27 protein-coding genes are annotated in these 26,025 nt (G+C 60.8%); 24 read left to right on the plus strand and 3 right to left on the minus strand.

Going from position 1 to position 26,025, the window contains the following annotated elements; translation table 11 throughout:
* Positions 1-129 precede the first annotated feature (129 nt).
* The 22 genes from fliL to C6382_RS15055 all read left to right on the plus strand — a co-directional run bounded on the left by fliL (position 130) and on the right by C6382_RS15055 (position 19,744).
* The gene (gene fliL / locus C6382_RS14950; protein ID WP_107025190.1) at positions 130-627 is read left to right on the plus strand and encodes a flagellar basal body-associated protein FliL; all 498 of its coding nucleotides are present in this window, start codon (positions 130-132) and stop codon (positions 625-627) included.
* Positions 628-636: 9 nt separating this feature from the next.
* A complete protein-coding gene (gene fliM / locus C6382_RS14955; protein WP_107025191.1) occupies positions 637-1,605 on the plus strand; it encodes a flagellar motor switch protein FliM in 969 nt (322 codons plus the stop codon).
* A 48-nt stretch (positions 1,606-1,653) separates the two neighbouring features.
* A complete protein-coding gene (gene fliN, locus C6382_RS14960; protein ID WP_107025192.1) occupies positions 1,654-2,121 on the plus strand; it encodes a flagellar motor switch protein FliN in 468 nt (155 codons plus the stop codon).
* A 48-nt stretch (positions 2,122-2,169) separates the two neighbouring features.
* Positions 2,170-2,574, plus strand: coding sequence for a flagellar biosynthetic protein FliO (gene fliO / locus C6382_RS14965; RefSeq protein WP_107025271.1), 405 nt, complete (start codon positions 2,170-2,172; stop codon positions 2,572-2,574).
* On the plus strand, positions 2,574-3,326 hold the full coding sequence (gene fliP / locus C6382_RS14970) for a flagellar type III secretion system pore protein FliP (RefSeq protein ID WP_107025193.1): 753 nt from the start codon (positions 2,574-2,576) through the stop codon (positions 3,324-3,326). Before fliO ends, fliP begins: the two co-directional genes overlap by 1 nt.
* 21 nt (positions 3,327-3,347) lie before the next feature.
* Positions 3,348-3,617, plus strand: coding sequence for a flagellar biosynthesis protein FliQ (fliQ, locus tag C6382_RS14975; protein WP_038613343.1), 270 nt, complete (start codon positions 3,348-3,350; stop codon positions 3,615-3,617).
* A 7-nt stretch (positions 3,618-3,624) separates the two neighbouring features.
* Positions 3,625-4,401, plus strand: a complete 777-nt coding sequence (gene fliR, locus C6382_RS14980; RefSeq protein ID WP_107025194.1) for a flagellar biosynthetic protein FliR — start codon at positions 3,625-3,627, stop codon at positions 4,399-4,401.
* A gap of 2 nt (positions 4,402-4,403) precedes the next feature.
* Positions 4,404-5,537, plus strand: a complete 1,134-nt coding sequence (flhB, locus tag C6382_RS14985) for a flagellar biosynthesis protein FlhB (protein ID WP_107025195.1) — start codon at positions 4,404-4,406, stop codon at positions 5,535-5,537.
* A 126-nt stretch (positions 5,538-5,663) separates the two neighbouring features.
* Entirely contained in the window at positions 5,664-7,793 is a 2,130-nt protein-coding gene (flhA, locus tag C6382_RS14990; protein ID WP_107025196.1) for a flagellar biosynthesis protein FlhA, read from the plus strand.
* Positions 7,794-7,804: 11 nt separating this feature from the next.
* Positions 7,805-9,115 carry a flagellar biosynthesis protein FlhF gene (flhF, locus tag C6382_RS14995; protein ID WP_107025197.1) on the plus strand — a complete coding sequence of 437 codons (1,311 nt, stop codon included), beginning with the start codon at positions 7,805-7,807 and terminating at the stop codon, positions 9,113-9,115.
* Positions 9,116-9,234: 119 nt separating this feature from the next.
* The gene (gene fleN, locus C6382_RS15000; RefSeq protein WP_016393812.1) at positions 9,235-10,068 is read left to right on the plus strand and encodes a flagellar synthesis regulator FleN; all 834 of its coding nucleotides are present in this window, start codon (positions 9,235-9,237) and stop codon (positions 10,066-10,068) included.
* Complete coding sequence (gene fliA / locus C6382_RS15005; RefSeq protein WP_107025198.1) at positions 10,065-10,805, plus strand: RNA polymerase sigma factor FliA; 741 nt, start codon at positions 10,065-10,067, stop codon at positions 10,803-10,805. Before fleN ends, fliA begins: the two co-directional genes overlap by 4 nt.
* Before the next feature lie 104 nt (positions 10,806-10,909).
* On the plus strand, positions 10,910-11,284 hold the full coding sequence (locus C6382_RS15010) for a chemotaxis response regulator CheY (RefSeq protein WP_036990294.1): 375 nt from the start codon (positions 10,910-10,912) through the stop codon (positions 11,282-11,284).
* Between the two features lie 19 nt (positions 11,285-11,303).
* Entirely contained in the window at positions 11,304-12,092 is a 789-nt protein-coding gene (locus C6382_RS15015) for a protein phosphatase CheZ (protein ID WP_107025199.1), read from the plus strand.
* A 12-nt stretch (positions 12,093-12,104) separates the two neighbouring features.
* On the plus strand, positions 12,105-14,324 hold the full coding sequence (locus C6382_RS15020; RefSeq protein ID WP_107025200.1) for a chemotaxis protein CheA: 2,220 nt from the start codon (positions 12,105-12,107) through the stop codon (positions 14,322-14,324).
* 45 nt (positions 14,325-14,369) lie between these two features.
* Positions 14,370-15,476, plus strand: coding sequence for a chemotaxis response regulator protein-glutamate methylesterase (locus C6382_RS15025; RefSeq protein WP_107025201.1), 1,107 nt, complete (start codon positions 14,370-14,372; stop codon positions 15,474-15,476).
* Positions 15,476-16,216, plus strand: coding sequence for a flagellar motor protein (locus C6382_RS15030; RefSeq protein ID WP_107025202.1), 741 nt, complete (start codon positions 15,476-15,478; stop codon positions 16,214-16,216). Before C6382_RS15025 ends, C6382_RS15030 begins: the two co-directional genes overlap by 1 nt.
* 3 nt (positions 16,217-16,219) lie before the next feature.
* Positions 16,220-17,107 (plus strand): flagellar motor protein MotD, encoded by an 888-nt coding sequence (gene motD / locus C6382_RS15035; protein ID WP_107025203.1) that lies wholly within the window; start codon positions 16,220-16,222, stop codon positions 17,105-17,107.
* A gap of 44 nt (positions 17,108-17,151) precedes the next feature.
* Positions 17,152-17,940, plus strand: a complete 789-nt coding sequence (locus C6382_RS15040; protein ID WP_107025204.1) for a ParA family protein — start codon at positions 17,152-17,154, stop codon at positions 17,938-17,940.
* Positions 17,940-18,806: a CheW domain-containing protein gene (locus tag C6382_RS15045; protein WP_107025205.1), complete on the plus strand. Its 867-nt coding sequence runs from the start codon at positions 17,940-17,942 to the stop codon at positions 18,804-18,806. Before C6382_RS15040 ends, C6382_RS15045 begins: the two co-directional genes overlap by 1 nt.
* 61 nt (positions 18,807-18,867) lie before the next feature.
* Positions 18,868-19,347, plus strand: a complete 480-nt coding sequence (locus C6382_RS15050) for a chemotaxis protein CheW (protein WP_028945467.1) — start codon at positions 18,868-18,870, stop codon at positions 19,345-19,347.
* 1 nt (position 19,348) lies between these two features.
* The gene (locus C6382_RS15055; RefSeq protein WP_107025206.1) at positions 19,349-19,744 is read left to right on the plus strand and encodes a DUF2802 domain-containing protein; all 396 of its coding nucleotides are present in this window, start codon (positions 19,349-19,351) and stop codon (positions 19,742-19,744) included.
* Between the two features lie 66 nt (positions 19,745-19,810).
* Here C6382_RS15055 and C6382_RS15060 read toward each other — a convergent pair whose 3' ends face one another.
* The 3 genes from C6382_RS15060 to C6382_RS15070 form a co-directional block, all read right to left on the minus strand.
* Positions 19,811-22,564, minus strand: a complete 2,754-nt coding sequence (locus C6382_RS15060) for a dermonecrotic toxin domain-containing protein (RefSeq protein ID WP_107025207.1) — start codon at positions 22,562-22,564, stop codon at positions 19,811-19,813.
* 73 nt (positions 22,565-22,637) lie between these two features.
* Complete coding sequence (locus C6382_RS15065; RefSeq protein ID WP_107025208.1) at positions 22,638-22,970, minus strand: EscU/YscU/HrcU family type III secretion system export apparatus switch protein; 333 nt, start codon at positions 22,968-22,970, stop codon at positions 22,638-22,640.
* Positions 22,967-24,535, minus strand: coding sequence for a flagellar hook-length control protein FliK (locus C6382_RS15070; RefSeq protein WP_107025209.1), 1,569 nt, complete (start codon positions 24,533-24,535; stop codon positions 22,967-22,969). The genes C6382_RS15065 and C6382_RS15070 overlap by 4 nt, the downstream gene beginning before the upstream one ends.
* 163 nt (positions 24,536-24,698) lie before the next feature.
* On the opposite strand from C6382_RS15070, the gene ccmA reads away from it, so the two are divergent.
* On the plus strand, positions 24,699-25,331 hold the full coding sequence (ccmA, locus tag C6382_RS15075) for a cytochrome c biogenesis heme-transporting ATPase CcmA (protein ID WP_107025210.1): 633 nt from the start codon (positions 24,699-24,701) through the stop codon (positions 25,329-25,331).
* A complete protein-coding gene (ccmB, locus tag C6382_RS15080) occupies positions 25,328-25,996 on the plus strand; it encodes a heme exporter protein CcmB (RefSeq protein ID WP_038616869.1) in 669 nt (222 codons plus the stop codon). Before ccmA ends, ccmB begins: the two co-directional genes overlap by 4 nt.
* Positions 25,997-26,025 lie beyond the last annotated feature (29 nt).

The following is a 26,025-nucleotide window of genomic DNA, read 5'->3' on the forward strand; positions in this document are numbered from 1 at the left end:
TCGCGGGGCAAGCCCGCTCCCACAGCAAGTCCGCCCCATCAGGGGCGCCGGCCGTTAGCCAGGTTGGCATAACACTTGCTCAACCCACGCCATGTGACTGAATTCTCCGATGAATGACGGAATATTGGCATGGCGAAGAGCGACGCAGAGAAAGACCCCGCCGCGAAAGGCAAACTCAAGCTGATCCTGCTACTGGTGCTGGCATTGCTGCTGGCCATCGGTCTGTCGGTGGGTGCCACCTGGTTCGTCCTGCACAAGTCGGCGGACAAGCCGACGGCAGACCCGGCGCAGACCGGCAACCTCAAGCCTGTGGCGATCTACGAGCCACTGGCGCCCGCCTTCGTGGTCAACTTCAACCAGAACGGCCGGCAGCGCTACATGCAGGTGAGCATCACCTTGCAGGGGCGTGACCAGGCTGCGCTGGATGCGTTGAAGGTGCACATGCCGGTGCTTCGCAACAACCTGGTGATGCTGTTTTCCGGGCAGGGCTTCGACACCCTGGCAAGCCCTGTTGGCCAGGAGATGTTGCGGCAGAAGGCGACCGCCAGCGTTCAGGAAGTTGCCCAGAAGGAAATCGGCAAGCCGGTCATCGACCAGTTGCTGTTCACCAATTTCGTATTGCAGTAGGAGCCACCGATGGCCGTGCAGGACCTGCTGTCCCAGGATGAAATCGATGCCTTGTTGCATGGTGTCGACGATGGGTTGGTACAAACCGAGAGCAACGCCGAACCTGGCAGCATCAAAAGCTATGACCTGACCAGCCAGGACCGCATCGTTCGCGGACGCATGCCGACCCTGGAAATGATCAACGAACGCTTCGCCCGTTACACCCGTATCAGCATGTTCAACCTGTTGCGTCGCTCTGCCGACGTTGCGGTTGGTGGTGTGCAGGTGATGAAGTTCGGTGAGTACGTGCACTCGTTGTATGTGCCAACCAGTCTGAATCTGGTGAAGATCAAGCCGTTGCGCGGTACTTCGCTGTTCATTCTTGATGCCAAGCTGGTGTTCAAGCTGGTGGACAACTTCTTTGGTGGTGACGGTCGTCACGCCAAGATCGAGGGGCGTGAGTTCACCCCGACCGAACTGCGCGTGGTGCGCATGGTGCTGGACCAGGCATTCGTCGATCTCAAAGAAGCCTGGCAGGCGATCATGCCGGTCAACTTCGAGTACATAAACTCCGAGGTCAACCCGGCCATGGCCAACATTGTCGGGCCGAGTGAGGCGGTGGTGGTGTCGACCTTCCACATCGAGCTCGATGGCGGTGGCGGCGACCTGCACGTGACCATGCCGTATTCGATGATCGAGCCGGTGCGCGAAATGCTCGATGCCGGTTTCCAGTCTGACCTGGATGACCAGGACGAGCGCTGGATCAAAGCCCTGCGCGAAGACGTACTGGATGTCAGCGTGCCGCTGAGCGCCACGGTCGCCCGCCGCCAGCTGAAGCTGCGCGACATCCTGCACATGCAGCCCGGTGATGTGATTCCGGTCGAGCTGCCTGATGAGCTGATCCTGCGGGCCAACGGCGTGCCGTCGTTCAAGGCCAAGCTGGGTTCGCACAAAGGCACCCTGGCCCTGCAGATTATCGATCCGATCGAGCGCCGCTGAGCGGCGCCGGTTGTTCCAACTCCGAATTGATTGCCCGTCGAGGACAAAATGGCTAACGAAAACGACATCACCTCTCCGGAAGAGCAGGCCCTGGCCGATGAGTGGGCGGCTGCCCTGGAAGAAACCGGCGACGCCGGCCAGGCCGATATTGACGCCTTGCTGGCCGCTGACCTCGGCGGTGCGCCGGCGTCCAGTCGCCTGCCTATGGAAGAGTTCGGCAGCTCGCCGCGCAGCAACGAGCAGGTGACGCTCGATGGCCCGAACCTGGACGTAATCCTGGACATTCCAGTGAGCATCTCCATGGAAGTCGGCAGCACCGAGATCAACATCCGCAACCTGTTGCAGCTCAACCAGGGCTCGGTGATCGAGCTGGATCGTCTGGCCGGTGAGCCGCTTGACGTGCTGGTTAACGGCACGCTGATCGCCCACGGTGAAGTGGTCGTGGTCAACGAAAAGTTCGGCATTCGTCTGACTGACGTGATCAGTCCGAGCGAACGTATCAAGAAGCTGCGCTGAGTGAGGCGTTTCCTGCACTGCGGCCTGGCGTTGGCCGCCACCCTGTATATGGACGTGGCCCTGGCCACTGTGCAGCCGGCCGCCACTGTGGTGGCGCCGAGCAGTGGCGGCAGTGCCGCCGGGCAACTGACCCAGTTGGTGCTGGGATTGCTGCTGGTGCTGGGGCTGATCTTCCTGCTCGCCTGGCTGTTGCGCCGTGTTCAGAACGCCGCGCCTGGCTCAGGCCAGGTCATTGAAATTCTCGGTAGTCGCACCTTGGGGCCCAGGGATCGCTTGTTGCTGATACAGGTCGGCAAGGAGCAGATTCTGATCGGTCATACGCCTGGCAGCATCGAGGCGTTGCACGTCTTGGCCGAACCGGTCGAGGTGCCTGTCGGTGCGCGTCAGGCAACACCAGAATTCGCCCAGCGCCTGATGGAGCTGATGGGCAAGGATCAGAAGGGTAGGTCGTAATGGGCGCATTGCGCATGATGTTGACGCTGCTGTTGCTGTTGGCAGCGCCACTGGCCCTGGCTGCCGATCCGTTGTCGATTCCGGCCATTACCCTGTCCAATGGTGCGGACGGGCAGCAGGAGTACTCGGTCAGCTTGCAGATCCTGCTGATCATGACGGCGCTGAGTTTCATTCCGGCGTTCGTCATCCTGATGACCAGCTTCACCCGAATCATCATTGTCTTCTCCATCCTGCGTCAGGCCTTGGGCCTGCAGCAGACGCCGTCGAACCAGATCCTCACCGGCATGGCGTTGTTCCTGACCATGTTCATCATGGCGCCGGTGTTCGACCGAGTGAACAAGGACGCCCTGCAGCCTTACCTGAACGAGCAGATGGTGGCCCAGGACGCCATTGCCAAGGCCCAGGTGCCGCTCAAGGACTTCATGCTGGCGCAGACTCGCCAGAGTGACCTGGACCTGTTCATGCGTCTGTCCAAGCGCACCGACATTGCCAGCCCCGATCAGGTGCCGCTGACCATCCTGGTGCCGGCGTTCGTTACCTCGGAGCTGAAAACCGCCTTCCAGATCGGCTTCATGATCTTCATCCCGTTCCTGATCATCGACCTGGTAGTGGCCAGTGTGCTGATGGCCATGGGTATGATGATGCTCTCGCCGCTGATCATCTCGTTGCCGTTCAAGATCATGCTGTTTGTGCTGGTCGATGGCTGGGCCTTGATCATGGGCACCCTGGCCGGCAGTTTCGGCGGCGTCTGACGCCGCGAGGAGAAATAGACCATGACCCCTGAAGTCGCCGTCGATCTGTTTCGTGACGCGCTGTGGCTGACCACCCTGATGGTCGCCGTACTGGTGGTGCCGAGCCTGCTGGTGGGGTTGATCGTGGCGATGTTCCAGGCGGCGACGCAGATCAACGAACAGACCCTGAGTTTCCTGCCGCGCCTGTTGGTGATGCTGGTGACCCTGATCGTGGCCGGGCCGTGGCTGGTGCAGAAGTTCATGGAATACATCCTGTCGTTGTACGGCAGCATTCCGCAGCTGATCGGCTGACGCCTCCATGCTCGAGCTGACCGATGCGCAGATAAGCACGTGGGTGGCCAGTTTCATTCTGCCGCTGTTTCGCGTGACCGCAGTGCTGATGACCATGCCGGTGTTTGGCACCACCTTGCTGCCAGCGCGTGTTCGCCTGTACTTCGCCCTGGCAATTACCGTGGTGATCGTGCCCGGCTTGCCGCCAATGCCTGAAGTCCACGCGCTGGACCTCAGTGCACTGCTGCTGATTGCCGAGCAAATCATCATTGGCGCGCTGTTCGGTCTGTCGCTACAGCTGTTTTTCCAGATATTCGTGATTGCCGGGCAGATTGTCGCGATCCAGATGGGCATGGCGTTCGCCTCGATGGTTGACCCGGCCAACGGCGTCAACGTTGCGGTGATCGGCCAGTTCCTGACCATGCTGGTGACCTTGTTGTTTCTTGCTATCAACGGCCACTTGGTGGTGTTTGAGGTGCTCACCGAGAGCTTCACCACCTTGCCGGTGGGCAGTGGTTTGCTGGTCAATCATTTCTGGGATCTGGCCGGGCGCCTGAGTTGGGTGCTGGGCGCTGCGCTGTTGCTGGTGCTGCCAGCCATCACCGCATTGCTGGTGGTCAACATCGCCTTTGGCGTGATGACCCGTGCGGCGCCGCAGCTAAACATCTTTTCCATCGGTTTTCCGCTGACATTGGTGCTGGGGCTGGGGATTTTCTGGGTTACCCTGGCTGACATTCTTCCGCATTACCAGGCACTGGCCTCTGAGGCCTTGCAGTGGATGCGTGAGCTGGCAAGGGCGCGCTGAGCATGGCAGAGAGCGAAAGCGGTCAGGACAAAACAGAAGACCCCACCGACAAGCGCAAGAAGGACGCGCGGGAAAAGGGCGAGATCGCGCGCTCCAAAGAACTCAATACGGTGGCAGTGACCCTGGCGGGCGCCGGCGCATTGCTGGCGTTTGGCGGTGGAATGGCTCAGGCCTTGATGGAGTTGATGCGCAGCAACTTCATTTTGTCTCGTGAAGTGATCACCGATGAGCGTTTCATGGGGATTTTCCTCATGGCTGCCGGTAAGTCTGCACTGCTCATGGTTCAGCCAGTGTTGCTGGTATTGCTGGTGGCAGCGATCATCGGGCCAGTGGCGCTGGGCGGTTTTCTGTTCTCCGGCAGTCTCTTGCAGCCCAAGTTCAGCCGCATGAATCCGCTGGCCGGGATCAAGCGGATGTTCTCGGTCAATGCTTTGTCCGAGTTGCTCAAGGCCTTGGCCAAGTTCTTCATGACTCTGATCGTTGCCTTGGTCGTGCTGTCGGCGGACCGTGACGACCTGCTGGCAATCGCTAATGAACCACTGGATCAGGCGATCATTCACTGCGTTCAGGTAGTGGGCTGGAGTGCGATGTGGATGGCGGCCGGCTTGCTGCTGATTGCTGCGGCGGACGTGCCGATCCAGCTCTGGCAGGCGCACAAAAAACTGCTGATGACCAAGCAGGAAGTGCGCGACGAGTACAAGGACAGCGAAGGCAAGCCGGAGGTCAAGCAGCGTATCCGCCAACTGCAGCGCGAAGCGTCGCAACGGCGGATGATGGCGGCGATCCCTGAGGCGGACGTGATTATCACCAACCCGACCCACTATGCCGTGGCACTCAAGTACGACCCGGAGAAGGGCGCTGCGCCTTTGCTGCTGGCCAAAGGGGCTGACTTCATTGCCTTGAAAATTCGTGAAATTGCCAAAGAGCACAAGATTCAGGTGCTTGAGTCGCCGGCGTTGGCGCGTTCGATTTACTACTCCACCGAGCTTGAGGAAGAGATTCCCGCCGGGCTGTACCTGGCGGTGGCCCAGGTACTGGCCTACGTCTTCCAGATCCGTCAGTACCGGGCAGGCAAGGGCAAGCCGCCGGAGCCGCTCAAGGATCTGCCGATTCCGCCGGATTTGCAGCACGATTAATATCTCTGCCAGACCGCTCTCATCAAAAACACCCCATTGCTCAAAGTTGGAAAGCTTCTTGCAAAGGCAGCGCAGCGCGCGTCAGAAACGCGTCAAAGTTTTGCTTGAGCTAGACGAGGAATACCGGTGGACCGCTCTCAGTTAATCAGCAATGCCCGTAACAACCTGGCCGGGTTAGGTCGGGGGAATCTGGGTGTGCCGCTGTTGCTGCTGGTGATGCTGGCAATGATGATGTTGCCGATCCCGCCGTTTTTGCTCGACGTGTTCTTCACCTTCAACATTGCCTTGTCGATCGTGGTCCTGCTGGTCTGCGTCTACGCCCTGCGCCCCCTCGATTTCGCTGCGTTTCCGACCATCCTGCTGGTGGCAACCTTGTTGCGCCTGGCCCTGAACGTGGCCTCCACGCGGGTGGTCATGCTCCATGGACAGGATGGTCATGCCGCTGCCGGTAAAGTGATCCAGGCCTTCGGTGAGGTGGTGATCGGCGGCAACTACGTGGTCGGTATCGTGGTGTTCGCGATTTTGATGATCATCAACTTCGTGGTGGTAACCAAAGGTGCCGGGCGTATTTCCGAGGTGAGCGCGCGTTTCACCCTCGATGCAATGCCGGGCAAGCAGATGGCCATCGACGCCGACCTCAATGCCGGCCTGATCGATCAGGCCCAGGCCAAGGCACGACGCTCTGAAGTAGCCCAGGAGGCTGAGTTCTACGGTTCGATGGACGGTGCCAGCAAGTTCGTTCGCGGTGACGCCATCGCCGGCTTGCTGATCCTCTTCATCAACCTGATCGGCGGCGTGCTGGTCGGTATGTTCCAGCATGGCATGACCTTCGGCGATGCCGGTAAAGTCTATGCCTTGCTGACCATTGGTGACGGTTTGGTGGCGCAATTGCCATCACTGCTGTTGTCCACCGCTGCCGCCATCATGGTGACCCGTGCCTCCGGTTCTGAAGACATGGGTAACCAGATCAATCGGCAGATGTTCGATTCGCCCAAGGCGCTGGGGGTGTCGGCGGGCATCATGATCGTCATGGGCCTGGTGCCGGGCATGCCGCACTTCGCCTTCCTGAGCTTGGGGCTGGTGGCCGCTGGCGGTGCCTATTGGCTCTGGCGCAAGCAGAACCTGGCCAAGGTCAAAGCGTTGGAAGAAGTTCAGCGCCAGCAGGATTTGCTGCCCTCGCCGCAGCGCGCCATGGAAACCAAGGAGCTGGGCTGGGACGACGTTACGCCCATTGACATGATCGGCCTGGAGGTCGGCTATCGGCTGATTCCCCTGGTTGATCGCAATCAGGGTGGGCAGTTGCTGGCGCGGATCAAGGGGGTGCGCAAGAAGCTCTCCCAGGACCTGGGTTTTCTCATGCCCACGGTGCATATCCGCGACAACCTCGACTTGGCCCCTAGCGCCTATCGCCTGACTCTGATGGGGGTGATCCTGGCCGAAGCCGAGATTTATCCCGATCGCGAGCTGGCTATCAATCCTGGGCAGGTCTTTGGTACCCTCAACGGTATTGCTGCCCGCGACCCGGCGTTCGGCCTCGAAGCGGTGTGGATCGACGTCAATCAGCGCAGTCAGGCGCAATCGCTGGGCTACACCGTGGTGGATGCCAGCACCGTGGTCGCGACCCATTTGAACCAGATTCTGCACAAGCACTGCCACGAACTGATTGGCCATGAGGAAGTCCAACAACTGCTGCAGGTGTTGGCCAAGGCCTCGCCCAAGCTTGCCGAAGAGCTGGTGCCGGGCGTCATTTCGTTGTCGGGGCTGCTCAAGGTCCTGCAGGCGTTGCTCGCCGAGCAGGTGCCGGTGCGTGATATTCGCAGCATTGCCGAGGCGATCGCCAACAATGCGGTCAAGAGTCAAGATACCGCCGCGTTGGTCGCCGTGGTCCGCGTCGGATTGTGTCGCGCTATCGTGCAAAGCATTGTCGGCGTTGAGTCCGAGCTGCCTGTGATCACCCTTGAGCCAAGGTTGGAACAGATTTTGCTCAATAGTCTGCAAAGGGCCGGGCAAGGTCAGGAAGACGGTGTTCTTCTTGAACCGAGCATGGCTGAAAAGCTTCAGCGTTCGTTGATTGAGGCTGCCCAGCGGCAAGAGATGCAAGGGCAACCGGCGATCCTGCTGGTCGCAGGACCGGTACGGGCGATGCTGTCGCGCTTCGGTCGCCTGGCTGTACCGAATTTGCATGTTTTGGCGTATCAGGAAATACCTGACAACAAGCAAGTTACCATCGTTGCCACAGTAGGCCCCAACGGCTGAGGTAGTGGGTTATGCAAGTTAAGCGTTTTTTCGCCGCCGATATGCGTCAGGCCATGAAGCTGGTTCGAGATGAGCTGGGGGCTGATGCCGCCATCATCGGCAACCGACGGATTGCTGGCGGTGTCGAGCTGACGGCTGCGCTGGACTACAAGCTGTCCGCCCTGGCGCCACGGGTTCCGAATGTCGAGCTCGAAGATGAACTGCGCAAGACCCAGTCGCGCATCGTCACCGCCCAGGCCGAGCTCAGTAGCCGCAGCGAAAGCGAAGACGGCAACCGCCAGCTGTTTGCCGGCTTGCCGCTGACCGCCTCCGAGCCGCTGGTCGAGACACTTGTCGAGACGCCGGCTGCGGCGGTTGCCGCGGCTGCCGCGCCGGTTGACCCGCGCCTGTTCGATGCCATGCGTTCGGAACTCAGCGGGCTGCGCGAGCTGCTTGAAGTTCAGCTCGGCTCGTTGGCCTGGAGTCAGCTGCAGGGTAGTCAGCCACAGCAGGCCAACCTCTGGCGTCGTCTGCAGCGTATCGGCCTGTCTGGTCCGCTGGCGCATGACCTGCTGGCGCAGATCGCCGGCATCGAGGAGCCCCGTCATGCCTGGCGCATGCTGCTCGCCCACCTGGCGCGGCGTATCGATGTGCCGGAAGTCGAGCCGATCGAAGAGGGCGGAGTGATCGCCATGGTCGGGCCGGCGGGCATGGGCAAGACCACTACCCTGGCCAAGCTGGCGGCGCGTTATGTGCTCAAGTATGGCGCGCAGAACCTGGCGCTGGTGAGTATGGACAGTTTCCGCATCGGCGCTCAGGAGCAGCTCAAGACCCTGGGGCGGATCCTCAATGTATCGGTCACTCACGTCGATCCCGGCCAGTTTCTGGCCCAGGCACTGGAGCCTTTGCTGCGCAAGCGCGTGGTGCTGATCGATACCGCTGGCCTGCAGGCCAGTGATCCGGCCCTGCGCATGCAGCTGGAAACCCTGGCTGGACGCGGAATTGCGTCTAAAAATTATCTGGTGCTGGCGACAACCAGCCAGAAGCAGGTGCTCACCGCGGCCTACCACAGCTACAAGCGCTGTGGGCTTGCAGGGTGCATCCTGACCAAACTTGATGAAACAGCCAGTCTCGGCGAAGTCCTGAGCCTGGCCATCAGTCACGAATTGCCAGTGGCCTATCTTACCGATGGGCCGCGCATTCCTGACGATCTGCACCTACCGCGCCGGCACCAGTTGGTCAGCCGCGCGGTGAGTGTGCAGATGCAGGACGAGCCCAGCGAAGAGGCAATGGCCGATATGTTCGCTGATCTCTACCACAGCCCCGGCAAGCGTGTTGGCTGAGGTGATTGTGAAGACGTTGCAAAGTATCTGCATTGATGGACTGCCAGGCATTTTTCAGGTGTTGAAAGCGCAGCCGGTCATGTGGCCTCGGTCTAAGCAAGACAAGGTAATGAACAAACATGGGTAGCATGCATCCCGTACAGGTGATCGCCGTGACTGGCGGCAAAGGTGGCGTCGGCAAGACCAATGTGTCGGTGAACCTGTCATTGGCACTGGCAGAGCTTGGCCGTCGGGTCATGCTGCTGGATGCCGACCTGGGCCTGGCCAACGTCGACGTATTGCTCGGCTTGACGCCCAAGCGCACCTTGGCCGACGTGATCGAGGGTCGCTGCGAGCTGCGCGATGTGCTGCTGCAGGGGCCGGGTGGCGTGCGCATTGTGCCCGCCGCTTCCGGCACGCAGAGCATGGTGCACCTGGCGCCTGCCCAGCATGCTGGTCTGATTCAGGCCTTCAGCGAGATCGGCGACAACCTCGATGTGCTGGTGATCGATACCGCTGCCGGTATTGGTGACTCAGTAGTCAGTTTCGTCCGTGCCGCGCAGGAGGTGCTGCTGGTGGTGTGCGACGAGCCGACCTCGATTACCGACGCCTACGCGCTGATCAAGCTGCTCAATCGCGATTACGGCATGAACCGTTTCCGGGTTCTTGCCAACATGGCGCAGAGCCCGCAGGAAGGGCGCAACCTGTTCGCCAAGTTGACCAAGGTCACAGATCGCTTCCTTGACGTCGCCCTACAATACGTCGGCGCGGTGCCTTACGACGAATGTGTGCGCAAGGCGGTGCAAAAGCAGCGGGCGGTCTATGAAGCCTTTCCGCGTTCCAAGTGCGCGCTGGCATTCAAAGCCATTGCCCAGAAGGTCGACAGCTGGCCGCTGCCTGCCAACCCGCGTGGTCATCTGGAGTTTTTTGTCGAGCGCCTGGTGCAGCCGACGAGCGCGGGACCGGTGCTATGAACGCCAGCGGATACCGGATGTACAGCAACGCGTCTCGCGATGGTCAGTATGCGTTGATCGAGCGCTACGCACCGTTGGTCAAGCGTATCGCCTATCACTTGCTGGCGCGTTTGCCGGCCAGTGTACAGGTTGAGGACTTGATTCAGGCCGGCATGATCGGCCTGCTCGAAGTCAGCAACAAGTATGACGCGAGCAAGGGTGCCAGTTTTGAGACTTACGCGGGTATCCGCATCCGTGGGGCAATGCTTGACGAAGTACGTAAAGGGGACTGGGCGCCACGTTCGGTTCACCGCAACACCCGCATGGTCAGTGACGCGATTCGTGCAATTGAAGCAAAAACCGGCCGTGACGCTAAAGATCACGAGGTTGCTGCCGAACTTCAATTGAGTCTCGATGATTATTACGGGATTTTGAATGACACCCTGGGCAGCCGCCTGTTCAGTTTCGACGACCTGTTACAGGACGGCGAACATGAAGGCCTGCACGAGGACGGCGCCAGTGCCCAGCTCTCGCCTTCGCGCGATCTGGAAGATGAGCGTTTTCAGGCAGCCCTGGCCGATGCCATCGCCAACCTGCCTGAACGCGAGCGTCTGGTACTGGCGCTGTACTACGACGAAGAGCTGAACCTCAAGGAAATCGGTGAGGTCCTGGGTGTCAGCGAGTCGCGCGTCAGCCAGTTGCACAGCCAGTGCGCGGCGCGTTTGCGTGGTCGCCTGGGGGAATGGCGGGCGCGTTGAACGCAGGTTCAATGCAGTCGTGAAATGTAGTGCCCGAATTGATTGAATGCGCGTTCAGCATTGAGCGCGTTAAAGACTGCTTGGAGGTCTAATTGAACAAAGACATGAAAATCCTCATCGTCGACGACTTTTCGACGATGCGGCGGATCATCAAGAACCTGCTGCGTGACCTGGGCTTCACCAACACCCAGGAAGCCGACGACGGCAACACGGCGCTGCCGATGCTCGAAAGCGGTCATTTCGATTTTCTCGTGACCGACTGGAACATGCCGGGTATGTCCGGTATCGACCTGCTGCGCAAAGTGCGTGCCGACGAGCGCCTCAAGCACCTGCCAGTGCTGATGGTGACTGCCGAAGCCAAGCGCGAGCAGATCATCGAAGCGGCCCAGGCTGGCGTCAACGGCTATGTGGTCAAGCCGTTCACCGCCCAGGTGCTGAAAGAAAAGATCGAGAAGATCTTCGAGCGCGTCAACAGCTAAGACACGCCACGGGGGCGCTATGGAGCAAACACATTCATCGTTGGACGGCTTCGAGTCGACACTGAAGAAGCATGCCCAAGAACTGGTTGACAGTCTCGAACGGGGCAAATTCGGCGACGCGGTGCAACTGATCCATCAGCTGAACCAGACCCGTGACCGTGGCCTGTATCAGGAAGTCGGCAAGCTTACGCGCGAGCTGCACAGTGCGATCGTCAGTTTCCAGATCGACCCGCAAATGCCGCAGGCCGAGGAAGTCTCACAGATCACTGATGCGACCGAGCGCTTGTCCTATGTGGTCAAGCTGACCGAGGGCGCGGCGAACCGGACCATGGACCTGGTCGAGGAGAGTACTCCGGTACTCCACGAGCTGAGTGACGAAGCCCGCGATCTGCGCGCCGACTGGCAGCGCTTCTTGCGCCGTGAAGTGGCCGCGCCGGAGTTCCGCGAGCTGATGCACCGCGTCGACCGCTTCCTGGAGCGCAGCGAGGAAGGCAGCCGCAAGGTCGCCGGTCACCTCAACGACATTCTGCTGGCTCAGGACTATCAGGACCTGACCGGTCAGGTGATCAAGCGTGTCACAGCACTGGTCACCGAAGTAGAAAGCAATCTGCTCAAGCTCGTGCTGATGGCCAGTCAAGTCGACCGCTTTGCCGGTATCGAACATGACCACCAGCAGCTACGTGCTGAAAAAGATCAAGAAAAACATCCGACTCGGGGTGAAGGTCCACAGATTCATGCCGATAAACGTGAAGACGTTGTGTCCGGTCAGGACGATGTCGACGATCTGCTGTCCAGCCTGGGTTTTTAGGGAGCACGTTTAATGAGCTTCGGCGCCGATGAAGAAATCCTTCAGGATTTTCTGGTAGAAGCCGGAGAGATTCTTGAGCAACTGTCCGAGCAACTGGTCGAGCTGGAAAGCCGTCCGGATGATGCCGATTTGCTCAATGCGATCTTTCGCGGTTTTCACACTGTAAAAGGGGGCGCCGGCTTCCTCCAGCTTAACGAGCTGGTGGAGTGCTGCCACATCGCCGAAAACGTCTTCGACATCCTGCGCAAGGGTGAACGACGCGTCGATGCCGAACTGATGGATGTGGTCCTGGAAGCCCTGGACACGGTCAACAGCATGTTCGGCCAGGTACGCGAGCGCAGCGATATCACCCCGGCCACGCCTGAGCTGCTGGCGGCCTTGTCGCGTTTGGCCGAGCCTGCCGGTGACGAGCCGGTCGCCGCACCTGAGCCAGTGCTGGAACAGGCGCCGGAAGCGCCCGCCGAAGCGGACATTACCGATACCGAATTTGAACAGCTGCTTGACTCGCTCAATGCGGTCAAGGCTGAAGCCGAAGTGCAGGCGCAGGTGCAGGTGCCGGCTGCGGCCAGCGACGAAATCACCGATGCTGAATTCGAGTCGCTGCTCGATCAGTTGCACGGTAAGGGCCAATTTGCTCCCGACAGCGTCAGCGCCCCTGCGCCGGTGGCGCAACCCGCTCAGAGCACCAGCGACGAAATCACCGATGATGAGTTCGAGGCGTTGCTTGACCAGCTGCATGGCAAAGGCAGCTTCGCCGTCGATGCTTTGCCGGGTGCTGTAGCGCCCGCTCCAGAGCCAGCCGCTGCTGCGTCAGGCGATCATATCTCGGAGCATGAATTCGAAACCTTGCTCGATGAGCTGCACGGCAAGGGCAAGTTCGCCCCGGACAGCGTTGCAACTGCCGCCGTGCCCGCTGCTGTCATTGCCGCCAAGCCTGCCGCAGCCCCGGCACCAGCTGTAGCCAAGCCTGCAGCCGCACCCGCTGGCGCCGCACCGGCCAAGGCCGCAGCGCCAGCCCCGGCGCGGCAAGCTGCGCTGGCTGGCGACAAGGCAGCCAGCGAAGCGGAAACCACCGTACGGGTCGATACCGCACGCCTGGACGAGATCATGAACATGGTCGGCGAACTGGTGCTGGTGCGTAACCGCCTGGTACGCCTGGGCCTGAACAGCGGCGATGAAGCCATGTCCAAGGCGGTGTCGAACCTCGACGTGGTGACCGCCGACCTGCAGACCGCGGTGATGAAAACCCGCATGCAGCCGATCAAGAAGGTCTTCGGGCGCTTCCCGCGCCTGGTTCGCGACCTGGCCCGGCAGTTGAAGAAAGAGATCAACCTGGAGTTGGTCGGCGAAGAGACCGATCTCGACAAAAACCTCGTCGAGGCCTTGGCCGACCCGTTGGTGCACTTGGTGCGCAACGCAGTCGACCACGGCATCGAAACCCCGGAAGAGCGCGAAGCGGCGGGCAAGTCCCGTGGCGGTAAAGTGGTGCTGTCGGCCGAGCAGGAAGGCGATCACATCCTGCTGTCGATCTCCGATGACGGCAAGGGCATGGACGCCAACGTCCTGCGCGCCATTGCGGTCAAGCGTGGGGTGATGGACAAGGATGCCGCCGATCGCCTGAGCGAAACCGAATGCTACAACCTGATCTTCGCCCCGGGTTTCTCGACCAAGACCGAGATCTCCGATGTCTCCGGGCGTGGCGTGGGCATGGACGTGGTGAAAACCAAGATCTCCCAGCTCAACGGCTCGATCAATATCTACTCGACCAAGGGCCTGGGTTCGAAGATCGTCATCAAGGTGCCGCTGACCCTGGCAATCATGCCGACCCTGATGGTCATGCTTGGCAATCAGGCGTTCGCCTTCCCGCTGGTCAACGTCAACGAGATCTTCCACCTGGACCTGTCGCGCACCAACGTGGTCGACGGCCAGGAAGTGGTCATCGTTCGCGACAAGGCCTTGCCGCTGTTCTACCTCAAGCGCTGGCTGGTCAGTTCCGCCGCTCATGAAGAGCAACGCGAAGGGCACGTGGTGATCCTTTCGGTCGGCACCCAGCGGATCGGCTTTGTCGTCGACCAGTTGGTGGGTCAGGAAGAAGTGGTCATCAAACCGCTGGGCAAGATGCTCCAGGGCACGCCGGGCATGTCGGGCGCCACCATTACCGGTGACGGGCGCATTGCGCTGATCCTCGACGTTCCGAGCATGCTCAAGCGTTACGCCGCCCGGCGTATTTGATTCTGGTGGCGCGGCCCGCACGCCGCGCCCCCTAATGGAGTGTTTATGGCAGTCAAGGTCCTGGTGGTGGATGATTCCGGTTTCTTCCGCCGCCGAGTCTCGGAAATTCTTTCAGCGGACCCGACTATCCAGGTCGTCGGTACCGCGACCAACGGCAAGGAAGCGATCGACCAGGCACTGTCGCTCAAGCCCGATGTCATCACCATGGACTACGAAATGCCGATGATGGATGGCATCACCGCTGTCCGTCATATCATGCAGCGTTGCCCGACCCCGGTGTTGATGTTCTCCTCGCTGACCCACGAAGGCGCGCGGGTGACCCTCGATGCCCTGGATGCCGGTGCCGTCGATTACCTGCCAAAAAACTTCGAAGACATCTCGCGTAATCCGGAGAAGGTCAAGCAGCTGCTGTGTGAAAAGGTGCATACCATTTCCCGCAGCAACCGGCGTCTGAGCAGTTATGCCGCGCCGACGCCGCAACCGGTCAGCCACACTCAGCCAAGTGTCAGTAGCCTGGGCAGCAGCCCGGCACCACGGCCTGCAGCACCGGCACGTGCGGTGTCTGCGGCCTCGCCTGCACCCAAGCGCAAGCCTTACAAGCTGGTGGCCATCGGCACCTCCACCGGTGGCCCGGTGGCGCTGCAGCGGGTCCTGACCCAGCTGCCAGCCAATTTCCCGGCGCCGATCGTACTGATTCAGCATATGCCCGCCGCGTTCACCAAGGCATTTGCCGAGCGCCTCGACAAGCTGTGCAAGATCAGCGTCAAGGAAGCCGAAGACGGCGATATGCTGCGTCCCGGCCTGGCCTTGCTGGCTCCCGGGGGCAAGCAGATGATGGTCGACGGTCGCGGTGCGGTGAAAATCCTGCCGGGTGACGAGCGCCTGAACTACAAGCCGTGCGTGGATATCACTTTCGGTTCGGCGGCCAAATCCTATGGCGACAAGGTGCTGTCGGTAGTGCTCACCGGTATGGGCGCCGATGGCCGTGAAGGTGCGCGCCTGCTCAAGCAGGGCGGCAGCACGGTGTGGGCCCAGGATGAAGCCAGTTGCGTGATCTATGGCATGCCCATGGCCATCGTCAAAGCCAATCTGGCCGACGCGGTCTATAGCCTGGACGAGATCGGCAAACACCTGGTCGAGGCGTGCGTCTGATGGATGTCTTGAGCCTGATCGGGATCATCCTGGCGTTTGTCGCGATCGTCGGTGGTAATTACCTCGAGGGTGGTCACCTCTCGGCGCTACTCAACGGCCCAGCGGCCCTGATCGTGCTGGGCGGCACCCTGGCCGCAGCGCTGCTGCAGTCACCCATGAGTGCCTTCAAGCGGGCGTTGCAGATTGTGCGCTGGATTCTTTTCCCGCCACGCATCGACCTGGCTGGCGGCATTGACCGGGTGGTCAATTGGAGCCTGACCGCACGCAAGGAAGGCCTGCTGGGTCTGGAAGGCGTGGCCGATGCCGAACCTGATCCCTACGCGCGCAAGGGCCTGCAATTGCTGGTAGACGGTGCTGAACCTGAAGCCATCCGCAGCGTCCTTGAGGTGGATTTCTACACCCAGGAAAGCCGCGACATCCAGGCTGCCAAGGTGTTCGAGTGCATGGGTGGCTATGCACCGACCATCGGTATCATCGGTGCGGTCATGGGCCTGATTCATGTGATGGGCAACCTGGCCGACCCTTCGCAACTGGGTAACGGTATTGCCGTGGCCTTTGTCGCCACCATTTACGGTGTGGCGAGTGCCAACCTGATCCTGCTGCCGATTGCCAACAAGCTCAAGGCACTGGCCATGCGTCAGTCGCGCTACCGGGAAATGCTCCTGGAAGGCCTGCTGTCGATTGCCGAGGGCGAGAACCCGCGCTCGATCGAGTTGAAGCTTCAGGGCTTCATGGAGTAATACATGGCGCGCCGTCGACAACCTGAGGAACACGAAAACCACGAACGCTGGCTGGTGTCCTACGCGGATTTCATCACTTTGCTGTTCGCCTTTTTCGTGGTCATGTACTCGATTTCCTCGGTCAACGAGGGCAAGTACAAGATCCTCTCCCAGGCCTTGATCGGGGTGTTCAACGACCCTGAGAAGAGCATGCGCCCGATCCCTATCGGCGATGAGCGGCCGCTGACTGTCAAGCCGGCCGAGCCGCTGATCAAGGACAGTGATCAGGTGGACGCCGGCCTTGCGCAAACCAGCAGCGATCCGCTGAAAACCATCACCGATGACGTGCGCGACGCGTTTGGCGACTTGATCAGATCCAACCAGATGACCGTGCGCGGTAACGAGCTGTGGGTCGAGATCGAGCTCAACTCTTCGCTGCTGTTCGGCAGTGGTGACGCCATGCCCAGTGATGTTGCGTTCAATATCATTGAAAAGGTGGCGAAGATTCTCAAGCCCTTCGCCAACCCGGTGCATGTCGAAGGCTTCACCGACGACCTGCCGATCCGCACCGCGCAATACCCGACCAACTGGGAGCTGTCCTCGGCACGTGCCGCCAGTATTGTCCGCCTGCTGGCAATGGAAGGGGTCAACCCGGCGCGCATGGCCTCGGTCGGCTATGGCGAGTTCCAGCCGATCGCGACCAACGACACCGCCGAAGGCCGCGCGCGCAATCGCCGGGTGGTGCTGGTGATTTCCCGCAACCTCGAAGTGCGCCGCAGCCTGACCGGTACCGGCAGCGCCAACGCCACGCCAGACGCGGCAATGAAGCGGGCTGGCACACAAACTGCACCGCCAGCGCTATCACCGACGGTGGGGGGCAATCGCGTCAATCCTCCGTCACCGACCCTATAACCGTTCCCGGCAGGGCAGGTTGCCGTACCGGGAGGAAGCAACGAATGAGAGTCTGGGCAGTAGCCAACCAAAAAGGTGGTGTCGGTAAGACCACCACCTCCATCGCCCTGGCCGGCTTGCTGGCCGAGGCGGGCAAGCGCGTGGTCGTGGTCGACCTCGACCCGCACGGGTCCATGACCAGTTACTTCGGACACAACCCGGACACGCTGGAGCACAGCTGCTACGACCTGTTCCTGCATAAAGGCAAGGTCCCCGAAGGCTTGCCGGGGCAACTGCTGCTGCCGACCAGTGACGAAAAAATATCCCTGTTACCCTCCAGCACCGCGCTGGCCGTGCTTGAGCGCCAGTCGCCCGGGCAAAGTGGCCTGGGCCTGGTGATCGCCAAGTCTCTGGCGCAGCTGTGGCAGGATTTCGACTACGCCATCATCGACAGCCCGCCCTTGCTTGGCGTGCTGATGGTCAATGCGCTGGCGGCCAGCCAGCAACTGGTGATCCCGGTGCAAACCGAATACCTGGCGGTCAAGGGCCTGGAGCGCATGGTCAGCACCCTGGCGATGGTCAACCGTTCGCGCAAGCAGGCCTTGCCTTACCACATCGTGCCTACCCTGTTCGACCGTCGCACCCAGGCCTCTATGGGCACCTTGCGGGTGTTGCGCGACGCGTATCCGGAGAGCATCTGGCAAGGCTACATCCCGGTCGATACTCGTCTGCGCGATGCCAGTCGGGCCGGCCTGACGCCGTCGCAGTTCGATGGTAAGAGCCGCGGGGTGGTGGCCTACCGGGCGCTGCTCAAGCACCTGTTGACGCACAATACCGCCCAGCAGGTGGCCTGATGAATCGCCCGCAAAAGCTTGCTACTGGCCCACAACTGGCGCTGCAGTCGTACCTTGATGGCTTGCTGCACGAGGCCACCGAAGTGCTTGAACTGGCCGAACCGTCGGTTGAGATCGATGATTTCCAGGCGGCGGTGCTTGAGGAGCAGGTACGTGACGCCCAGGTCGTCCGGCTGCACAAGCCGTTAGCCGTCCAGGTCGCGCCTTTGCCCTTTGCCGAGCCTGCGCTCGTGGTACTCCCGGCAGTCATGTCGGTTGTAGCGCCAGAGCCAGCGCCAAAGCCGGTCAGTGTCGAAGTGGTCGCCGAACTGCCTGCACCGGTCGAACCGTTGGTGGAAGTCCATCTACCCCCGGCGCCCAACCAGCCAGTACCGCCGAGCACCGTTGACGGTCGCCCGGCCTGGGCAGCCGAGCCGTTCGAATGCCTGTTGTTCGATGTCGCCGGGCTGACCCTGGCGGTGCCGCTGGTGTGCCTGGGCTCGATCTATTCGCTGGCCGGTCACGAGCTCACGCCGCTGTTTGGCCAACCCGACTGGTTCCTGGGCATCCTGCCGAGCCAGAGCGGCAACCTTAAGGTCCTGGACACTGCGCGCTGGGTCATGCCCGACCGTTACCGCGAGGACTTTCGCCAGGGCCTGCAGTACGTGATTTCGGTTCAGGGCTATGAGTGGGGCCTGGCGGTGCATCAGGTCAGCCGTTCGCTGCGCCTGGACCCCAACGAGATCAAGTGGCGTAGCCAGCGCGGCCAACGGCCGTGGCTGGCCGGTACCGTCATTGAACACATGTGCGCGTTGCTCGACGTTGCCGAACTGGCCGAGTTGATCGCCAGCGGTGCGGTCAAGCAACTGCATGCCAAGCATAACTAATCGGTCGCGCCTGCGATCGCACTGAGCACTCCGCCGAAGGCGGATTTTGAGGGATAGGGGAATGAAAAAGTCGTCTGCACAAGGTTCCGAAGATCCGATCCTGCAGTGGGTAACCTTCAAGCTGGACAACGAGTCCTACGGCATCAATGTGATGCAGGTGCAGGAAGTCCTGCGCTACACCGAAATCGCCCCGGTTCCCGGTGCTCCGAGCTACGTGCTGGGCATCATCAACCTGCGTGGCAACGTGGTGACTGTGATCGATACCCGCCAGCGCTTCGGCCTGATGTCGAGTGAAATCACCGACAATAGCCGCATCGTCATCATCGAGGCCGACAAGCAAGTGGTCGGTATCCTGGTCGACAGCGTTGCCGAAGTGGTTTACCTGCGCCAGTCGGAAATCGAGACCGCACCGAATGTCGGTAACGAAGAGTCGGCCAAGTTCATCCAGGGGGTGTGCAACAAGAACAACGAACTGCTGATCCTGGTCGAGCTGGACAAGATGATGACCGAGGAAGAGTGGTCCGAGCTGGAGAATATCTGAGTTGATCTTTGAGGTTGCAGTCATATTTCTGGCGCTGCTCTGGGCGCTTAGCGTGTGGTTTTTCCTCAACCACAGCAAGCGCCAGCGCGAGCTGGCTGTCCAGCAGGCCCAGGGTGATGCGCTGCGTGATCAACGCATCAAAGACCTGGCCAAACGTCTGGACGACTACCAGAACGGCAGCGTGCGCATGGGCGAGGCCCTGCACGAATTGCGCGCGACGGTGGCGCCCTTGCCGGACAAGCTCCTGCAACTGGAGCAGCGTGATCCCAACAGCTTGTCGTTCGCTCAAGCGGCGCGGCTGGTGGGCATGGGTGCCAGCGTTGACGAACTCACCCAGTCCTGCGGCCTGACTCAGGCTGAGGCGGAGTTGATGAGCAAGGTGCATCGTAGCGAGTGAAAAAGCGGCGACCCGTGGGTCGCCGCTTTTTTGCCTCATCCCTTTCATGATGGTCGTTGATCTGCGCTACTTCGCCCAGGTTTGGGCACCGCCGATTTTGGCGATGCGGTCAAGCGGCAGCAGCCTGCTTACTGCACTCAGGTAGTGCTCCGAGTCGAGATAAGCCACTGCGTTTACTTGCCGCAGCGCAAACAGATTATTGATCTGGCGTAGCGTATGCAGTGCGGGCAAGCGTCGGTCGACGATGTCGGTGAGCACCCCGGGCCCGGTAAGGCGACAGAGTTTGTTGGCATAGCGGTAGAAAGCCTGCGGGTCTTGTGAAAGGGATGGCTTGCTGGCGTAGAACTCGGGCTCGCTGCGAAAGCGCGTCAGAATTTCTTCGGAGATGGCCGTGAGCGTAGGGTTGTTGGCGTGACTTCCGATCAGGCTGTTGTTGTACAACCAGTTCATGCCCATCTTCTGGTTGGACGCCGGTGGGAATAAAAGTAGTCCGTCCGGAGCAGTGGACAGGTCCACCTGGTCCAGCGCCTCACCGGGCAGCCCCTCGGTGTTACCGTCGTGGGTGTACGGGTGCTCGCCTGGGGCCAGCAGGGTGTCATCGACATCCATGTAAAGACCGCCCTGATGATCGAGCAGACGATAACGCAGAATATCTGCAGCGGAGGCCGGGTTGCTGCTTGTACTGCCGTTTCCCTCCAGGGCAGCCTGATACTGAGCGTGGTACGGGCTTTGCCGAAACTGTTCGAAGAACGGTTGTTGTTCCAAGGGCAAAACCTCAAGGGAAGGTGCATGTTCGGCCAGCAGGCGCAGGTTTTCTTCGAATGCTGCGGTATTGGCGTTCGATAGATACAACTGGAAGGCATATTCAGTGTTTTTGAGCTGTTCGGCGTTGCGCCCGATGTTGGCCAGCAGATCATCGCTAATCACCCGGTCGCCGACCCAGATGCCCATGACCCGTTTTGGAATCGGCTGGAGCGGCTCGGCAGGTGCTGGCGGTAGCTCGATTGGCAAGCGCAGGTCTACCCCCAGGGCGCGAAGGCTGGCCATGCGCATTTCATCAGTGACCAGGCGCGAATCGGCATTTTTCAGCGGCTGCATATTGATGCCTGACTCGGGAGCAATGTAGTAGTTGTGGGTGACTTCGTTCAGCTCCCTTTCAAGTAAAAAAGCATCACGTTCCAGATCATAGACGACGTTCGAGTTGTATCCATCAATACAGGCTTCGAGGCGGTCGGGATTGCCGTCATACTCTGGCAGCCTGATCACAGCGCCGGCGACCGCCGAATTCGCTTCAGGCAAGGGTGGGATTGCGTCCGCGTCGACAAAGAAGCTCTGTAAGTCAGGGTTTGGCAAGCGTGGAGGGCTGTCCGGGCCCATGGGATAGCCCAGCTGGCCATTGATGCGGCTTGGCGCAACAAAACGTTCGCTCTTGAAGCGAAACAGCAGCGGCCGCTCGGTGACCAGCGCATGCACCAGCGGCACCGCATTGAGCAGGCCGAACACCGCATCACCGACGCCGGCGGCTTGCTGCTGCTGGTGCTTGCCGTTGATGGCCTGGTCAAGCCCCAGGCCGAATTGGGCGATGCCACCAAGGGCAAACAACGGCGCCAGCTCCGGTACTATCAGTGCCAATGGCGAGAGGTAGTTGATCGCCGAGTTGAGATAGCCTCGCCATCTGGCTTTGCTCACCTCGCTGTCGCTGGTGATGATCGAGTCGGCGTCGCTATAGCTGCGGCGGCGCTGACGCTCGGCCAAGGCGCGAAACAGATCCGCGGACAGGGCTGGGCTGTAGGTGCTCATCTTGTAGTTGATGTAGGTTCGCGGCGCCCAGACGCCTTCGGTAGTGAATCCCTCCCGATGGCTGTCCAGGTGAACGCTGCGCGGGTACACCGCAAGCCCTTCGAGGGCTGTGGCCAGGCCACTGAAACTCAAGCCATCGGGTTCATCCCCATGGGCGAAGTGCGCCATCAGTGCCTGGCGTTTTTCCGGGTCTTTGCACTGCTGTGCAAACCAGTCCTGCAGTTGACCTTGATCGGTAAACTCGTGCAGAGGGTAGGTATTGCCGGGAATGTAGAGCAGCATGAGCGGACTGCCCTTGCCCTTTAAACACAACAGATCGGTCGCGACGTAGCCATAGACGTTCAGGGGGCGCACCTGGACCTGAACGCCATCGCTCAGCACTCCCGCTGCCCGCCAGGCTAGCTGGGTGCCGGCACGGCTGAGCTTACCTTCGCCAGCTTGCTGGTTGCAGGCTGCAAGAAAGTTGAGCTTTGCGCTGGTGCCGTAGCTTTCCAGATGATTTGACCAATAGTCTTTCAGCATGGCTTTGTAGACAGTATGGAAATCCAGGTTCCAGACGAAGCGCTCGAAGACTTCGATCGGCAGGTCTATACGGGTTTTGTCGCTGTATTCTTCGGTGTGTGTGCGGCGAAATACTCCGCTGAACACGTAATAGTTCTGCGCGCCTTCGTGAGCAGGTGGTCGCAGCGTAGGAACAAGACGAATCTCCCGGTCGCTGCCGCTCGGCTGTTGGGTTTCAAGGAAATGAGGGACGGCGTTGTTGTTGCGTTCGGCTTGCCAGTTGCTCAGCATTGCCTGGGTGAGGCTGAGCCGTTGTGCGACGATACCTGTCCAGCCGTAGTCCTTTCCGACCTGATAATGCAAGGTAACGACATCAAGCTGGTCGGGATCGATGCTGATGCCCCGCGCTGATAGCAACTGCTTGAGCGTATCGGCGGCGGCCCGGTCGGGGCGGGGAAAGTTCACAAGATGCTCGCGGACGTACTGGACGCCTGCTGCGTTTACATGGGCGGCGCTCATGTTGGTTGCCTTTGCCGAGGATTGAAGGGGCAAAGGTGAACCTGATGTTGCGCTGCTTGGGCCTAATTAGTTATTACTTGGGTGGCAGTTGTAACGCCATGGGCGTCACGTCTCGCTCAGTGGCGTGTTCGTCGGAAAATCCGTCCGGCACCTTGCCGCGCAACTGCCAGGCAAAGGCGATGATTTCGGCAATGGTCAGGTACAGCGCCTCGGGAATCTGCTCGCCTAGCTCCATGCGTGCCAGCAGGCGTACCAGCTCGGCATTCTCGTAGATCGGCACTTGGTGTTCGCGGGCGATAGCCAGGATGGCTTCGGCCAGCTCGTCATCGCCCTTGGCTGTCAGGGTTGGGGCCTGCTGGCCGTCGTAGCTCAGGGCAATGGCCTGGCGTGGGGTCTTGTCGCTCATGCGTTTTCATCCACCCAGCGTTGTTCCAATCGGGTACGCGGCCCTTGCGGCGGTGTGCCGTGATGGCAGTGCAGCTCAGCTACGTTAAGGCCGCGGGCCAGCAAGCGTTCGCGCAAGTTACCCAGCTGACTGTCGATCAGCTGTGCAGTGCTTGGCAGTTCGGCCCACAGCTGGCTGGACAAGCTACCCTGGCTAATCTGTGCCTGAACCTGGAGTGGCCCCAGCGGATGCAGATCAAAAGACAGTTCGATACGCCATAGCATTTCCAGCGGTTCGCGACGCTCGCGTTGCGGATCGCTTTGCTGCTCCGGCGTTTCTTCACGTTGCAGCTTGACTTGCAGTGGCAGGAAATCCTGGCCGCTGCGCACGGGGATTTCCAACTGCCAGGTGGTCTGCCGATTGCCATCGGCGGTGGTGCCGGTCTGCTCCAGGCTGGCCAGCTGATGGCTTTGCAGGCGAGAGATAGCGGCGGCGGCCAGGCGCAGCAGGTGCTCCAGGTCGCCTTCGCCGTCCTGGTTTTGTAGCGGTCGCGAGGGCAGGGGGAAGCCGCCAGGCAGCGGGCGCGGGCTGACCTGGCCAAGCATGCCGAGGGCATTGCGAACCATGCCCGGCATCACCTGGGCCAAGGTGTTGGCAGCGGCGACCGGGTTGAACTGAGTGTTGCCGGGTAAGCCGGGCAGCAACTGTGCCACCAGACGCACCACCTGGGCCTTGAGGTCGGGGGCGAGGTCGGCGGGCATGCCGGCAACCAGCTTGGCCTCCAGGAACACGCCACTGTTGTTCAAGGCCTGGGCCAGGCCTTTGGGGTCGCTGAGCTGACGCACGTCCGGCAGGCTGGACAGCAGCTTGTCCACCGTGGTGCGCAGTTCGCTGGACGAATTGTTGTCGTCGCGCATCTGTTGCAGGCCACTGAGCAAGCCTTGCAGCGACGCCTGGCGACTCTGCTGGGTGCTCAAGTGCTGGGTGATAGCCAACTGCTCCTGGCGCCCGCTCAGCGGCACGAACGTCAACGACTGATCGCCCTGCACCCGGGCGCTGAGCAGACTGCCCACTGGTAGTGGGCGAGGGCTGTCGATGGTCAGGGTGGCGCCTGCCTGAGGGCCGCTGAGCAGGCTCACCAGCGAACGGAACTGAGCGAGCTGGCCGACGGCCTGGGGCAGCGCCTGACTGGTCAGGACCTTGCCTTGCAGCAAGGTGCCGACGGGCAATTCCCGGGTGTCGATACGGGTCAGGCTGGCAACGTTGCTGGCGATCGCCTGTTGCACGCTGATGGTCAGGTTCGAGCTGCTGCTCTGGCTCACCGCCAACTGGCTACCTTGCGCCAGTGGCTGCTTGCTGCTGGCCTGGACGTTGGTCTGCCTGCCGTTGTCCTGAGTCAGTTTGAGCAGCATCTGGAAATCCTGGCCAACCTGACGCAGCGCCAGTACTTCGGCCTTGGCGGTTTCACCGGGGGCCAGCAAGGCCTGTTGCGGTTGCAACAGACGCAACAGTTCGCCAGTCATCGCCGAACGCAACTGGGGCGCTGCCGGAATCTGTGGGCCAAGGCTGTTAATTTCGCCTGTCATCAGCTGCCAACCTGTTGAAATAGCCCTCTTTGCAGTAGGACATCACATGTATAATGCCGCCCGATCTTTCGCGATCAGAGCGGCCGGGCTGTATCTGCACTGCCAGTATAACGGCAGGGCCAGGGCCGACTTGAGACAGGCACCCCAAGCATAAGGCGAAACTGTGACCCCTCATCTCGAAGCCGTGGGCCTGGCCTGCGAGCGCGACTGGCGAATGCTGTTCGAAAACCTCGAATTGCATCTGGCTGCAGGCGACATGCTGCAGATCAGCGGCCCCAATGGCAGTGGCAAAACCAGCTTGTTGCGCCTGTTGGCCGGGCTCATGAGCCCGACTGCCGGGCAGATTCGCCTCGACGGTAACCCTCTGGCTGAACAACGCCACGAACTGGCGAAAATCCTCCTGTGGATCGGCCATGCCGCCGGTATCAAAGACCTGCTCAGCCCTGAAGAGAACCTCGCCTGGCTCTGCGCCTTGCATCGTCCGGCGGCACCTGATGCGATCTGGAAGGCCCTTGAAGCGGTCGGTCTGCGCGGTTTCGAGGACGTCCCCTGTCACACCCTGTCGGCTGGCCAGCAGCGCCGTGTAGCCTTGGCCCGCTTGTATCTGGACAGCCCGCCGTTGTGGATCCTCGATGAACCCTTCACCGCCCTCGACAAGCAGGGTGTGGCCCAGCTTGAGGCGCACCTGGCGGCCCATTGCGAGCAGGGCGGAATGGTCGTGCTGACCACTCACCACAGCCTCGAGCGCAAGCCGTCCGGTTACCGTGAACTGAACCTGGGGCAGTGGGCCGCATGAGTGTCTTTGTCCTGTTGTTACGTCGTGAAGCGCGTCTGTTGTGCCGACGTCCGGCGGAGCTGGCTAACCCGCTGGTGTTCTTCGCCATCGTCATCGCTTTGTTTCCGCTGGCGGTCGGCCCCGAGACTCAATTGTTGCAAACCTTGTCTCCGGGACTGGTCTGGGTCGCGGCCCTTTTATCGGTTCTGCTCTCGCTGGACGGGCTTTTTCGCAGTGATTTCGAGGATGGATCGCTGGAGCAGTGGGTCCTTTCGTCGCACCCCCTGCCTCTTCTGGTACTGGCAAAAGTACTGGCACACTGGGCCTTTTCCGGTCTGGCACTGGTATTGTTGGCACCCTTGCTGGCACTGATGCTAGGTTTGCCGTCGGCCTGCCTGCCGGTGTTGTTGGCATCGTTGTTGCTCGGCACGCCGGTGCTGAGCCTGCTGGGCGCTGTGGGTGCGGCCCTGACAGTCGGTCTGAAACGTGGCGGCCTGCTGCTGGCGCTACTGATTTTGCCGTTATATATCCCGGTATTGATCCTGGGCAGTGGCGCCTTGCAGGCGGCATTGCAAGCTATGCCGGCGACCGGTTATCTGCTTTGGCTTGGCAGCCTGACCGCCCTGGCAGTAACTCTGGCACCCTTTGCAATAGCGGCTGGCCTGAAGATCAGCGTCGGCGAATAATGAGGTCTGGGCCCTGCCCAGCAAAGACC

Origin of the sequence: Pseudomonas sp. BBP2017 (assembly GCF_003024385.1) — a bacterium.
In the GTDB taxonomy this organism is placed as follows: Bacteria; Pseudomonadota; Gammaproteobacteria; order Pseudomonadales; family Pseudomonadaceae; genus Aquipseudomonas.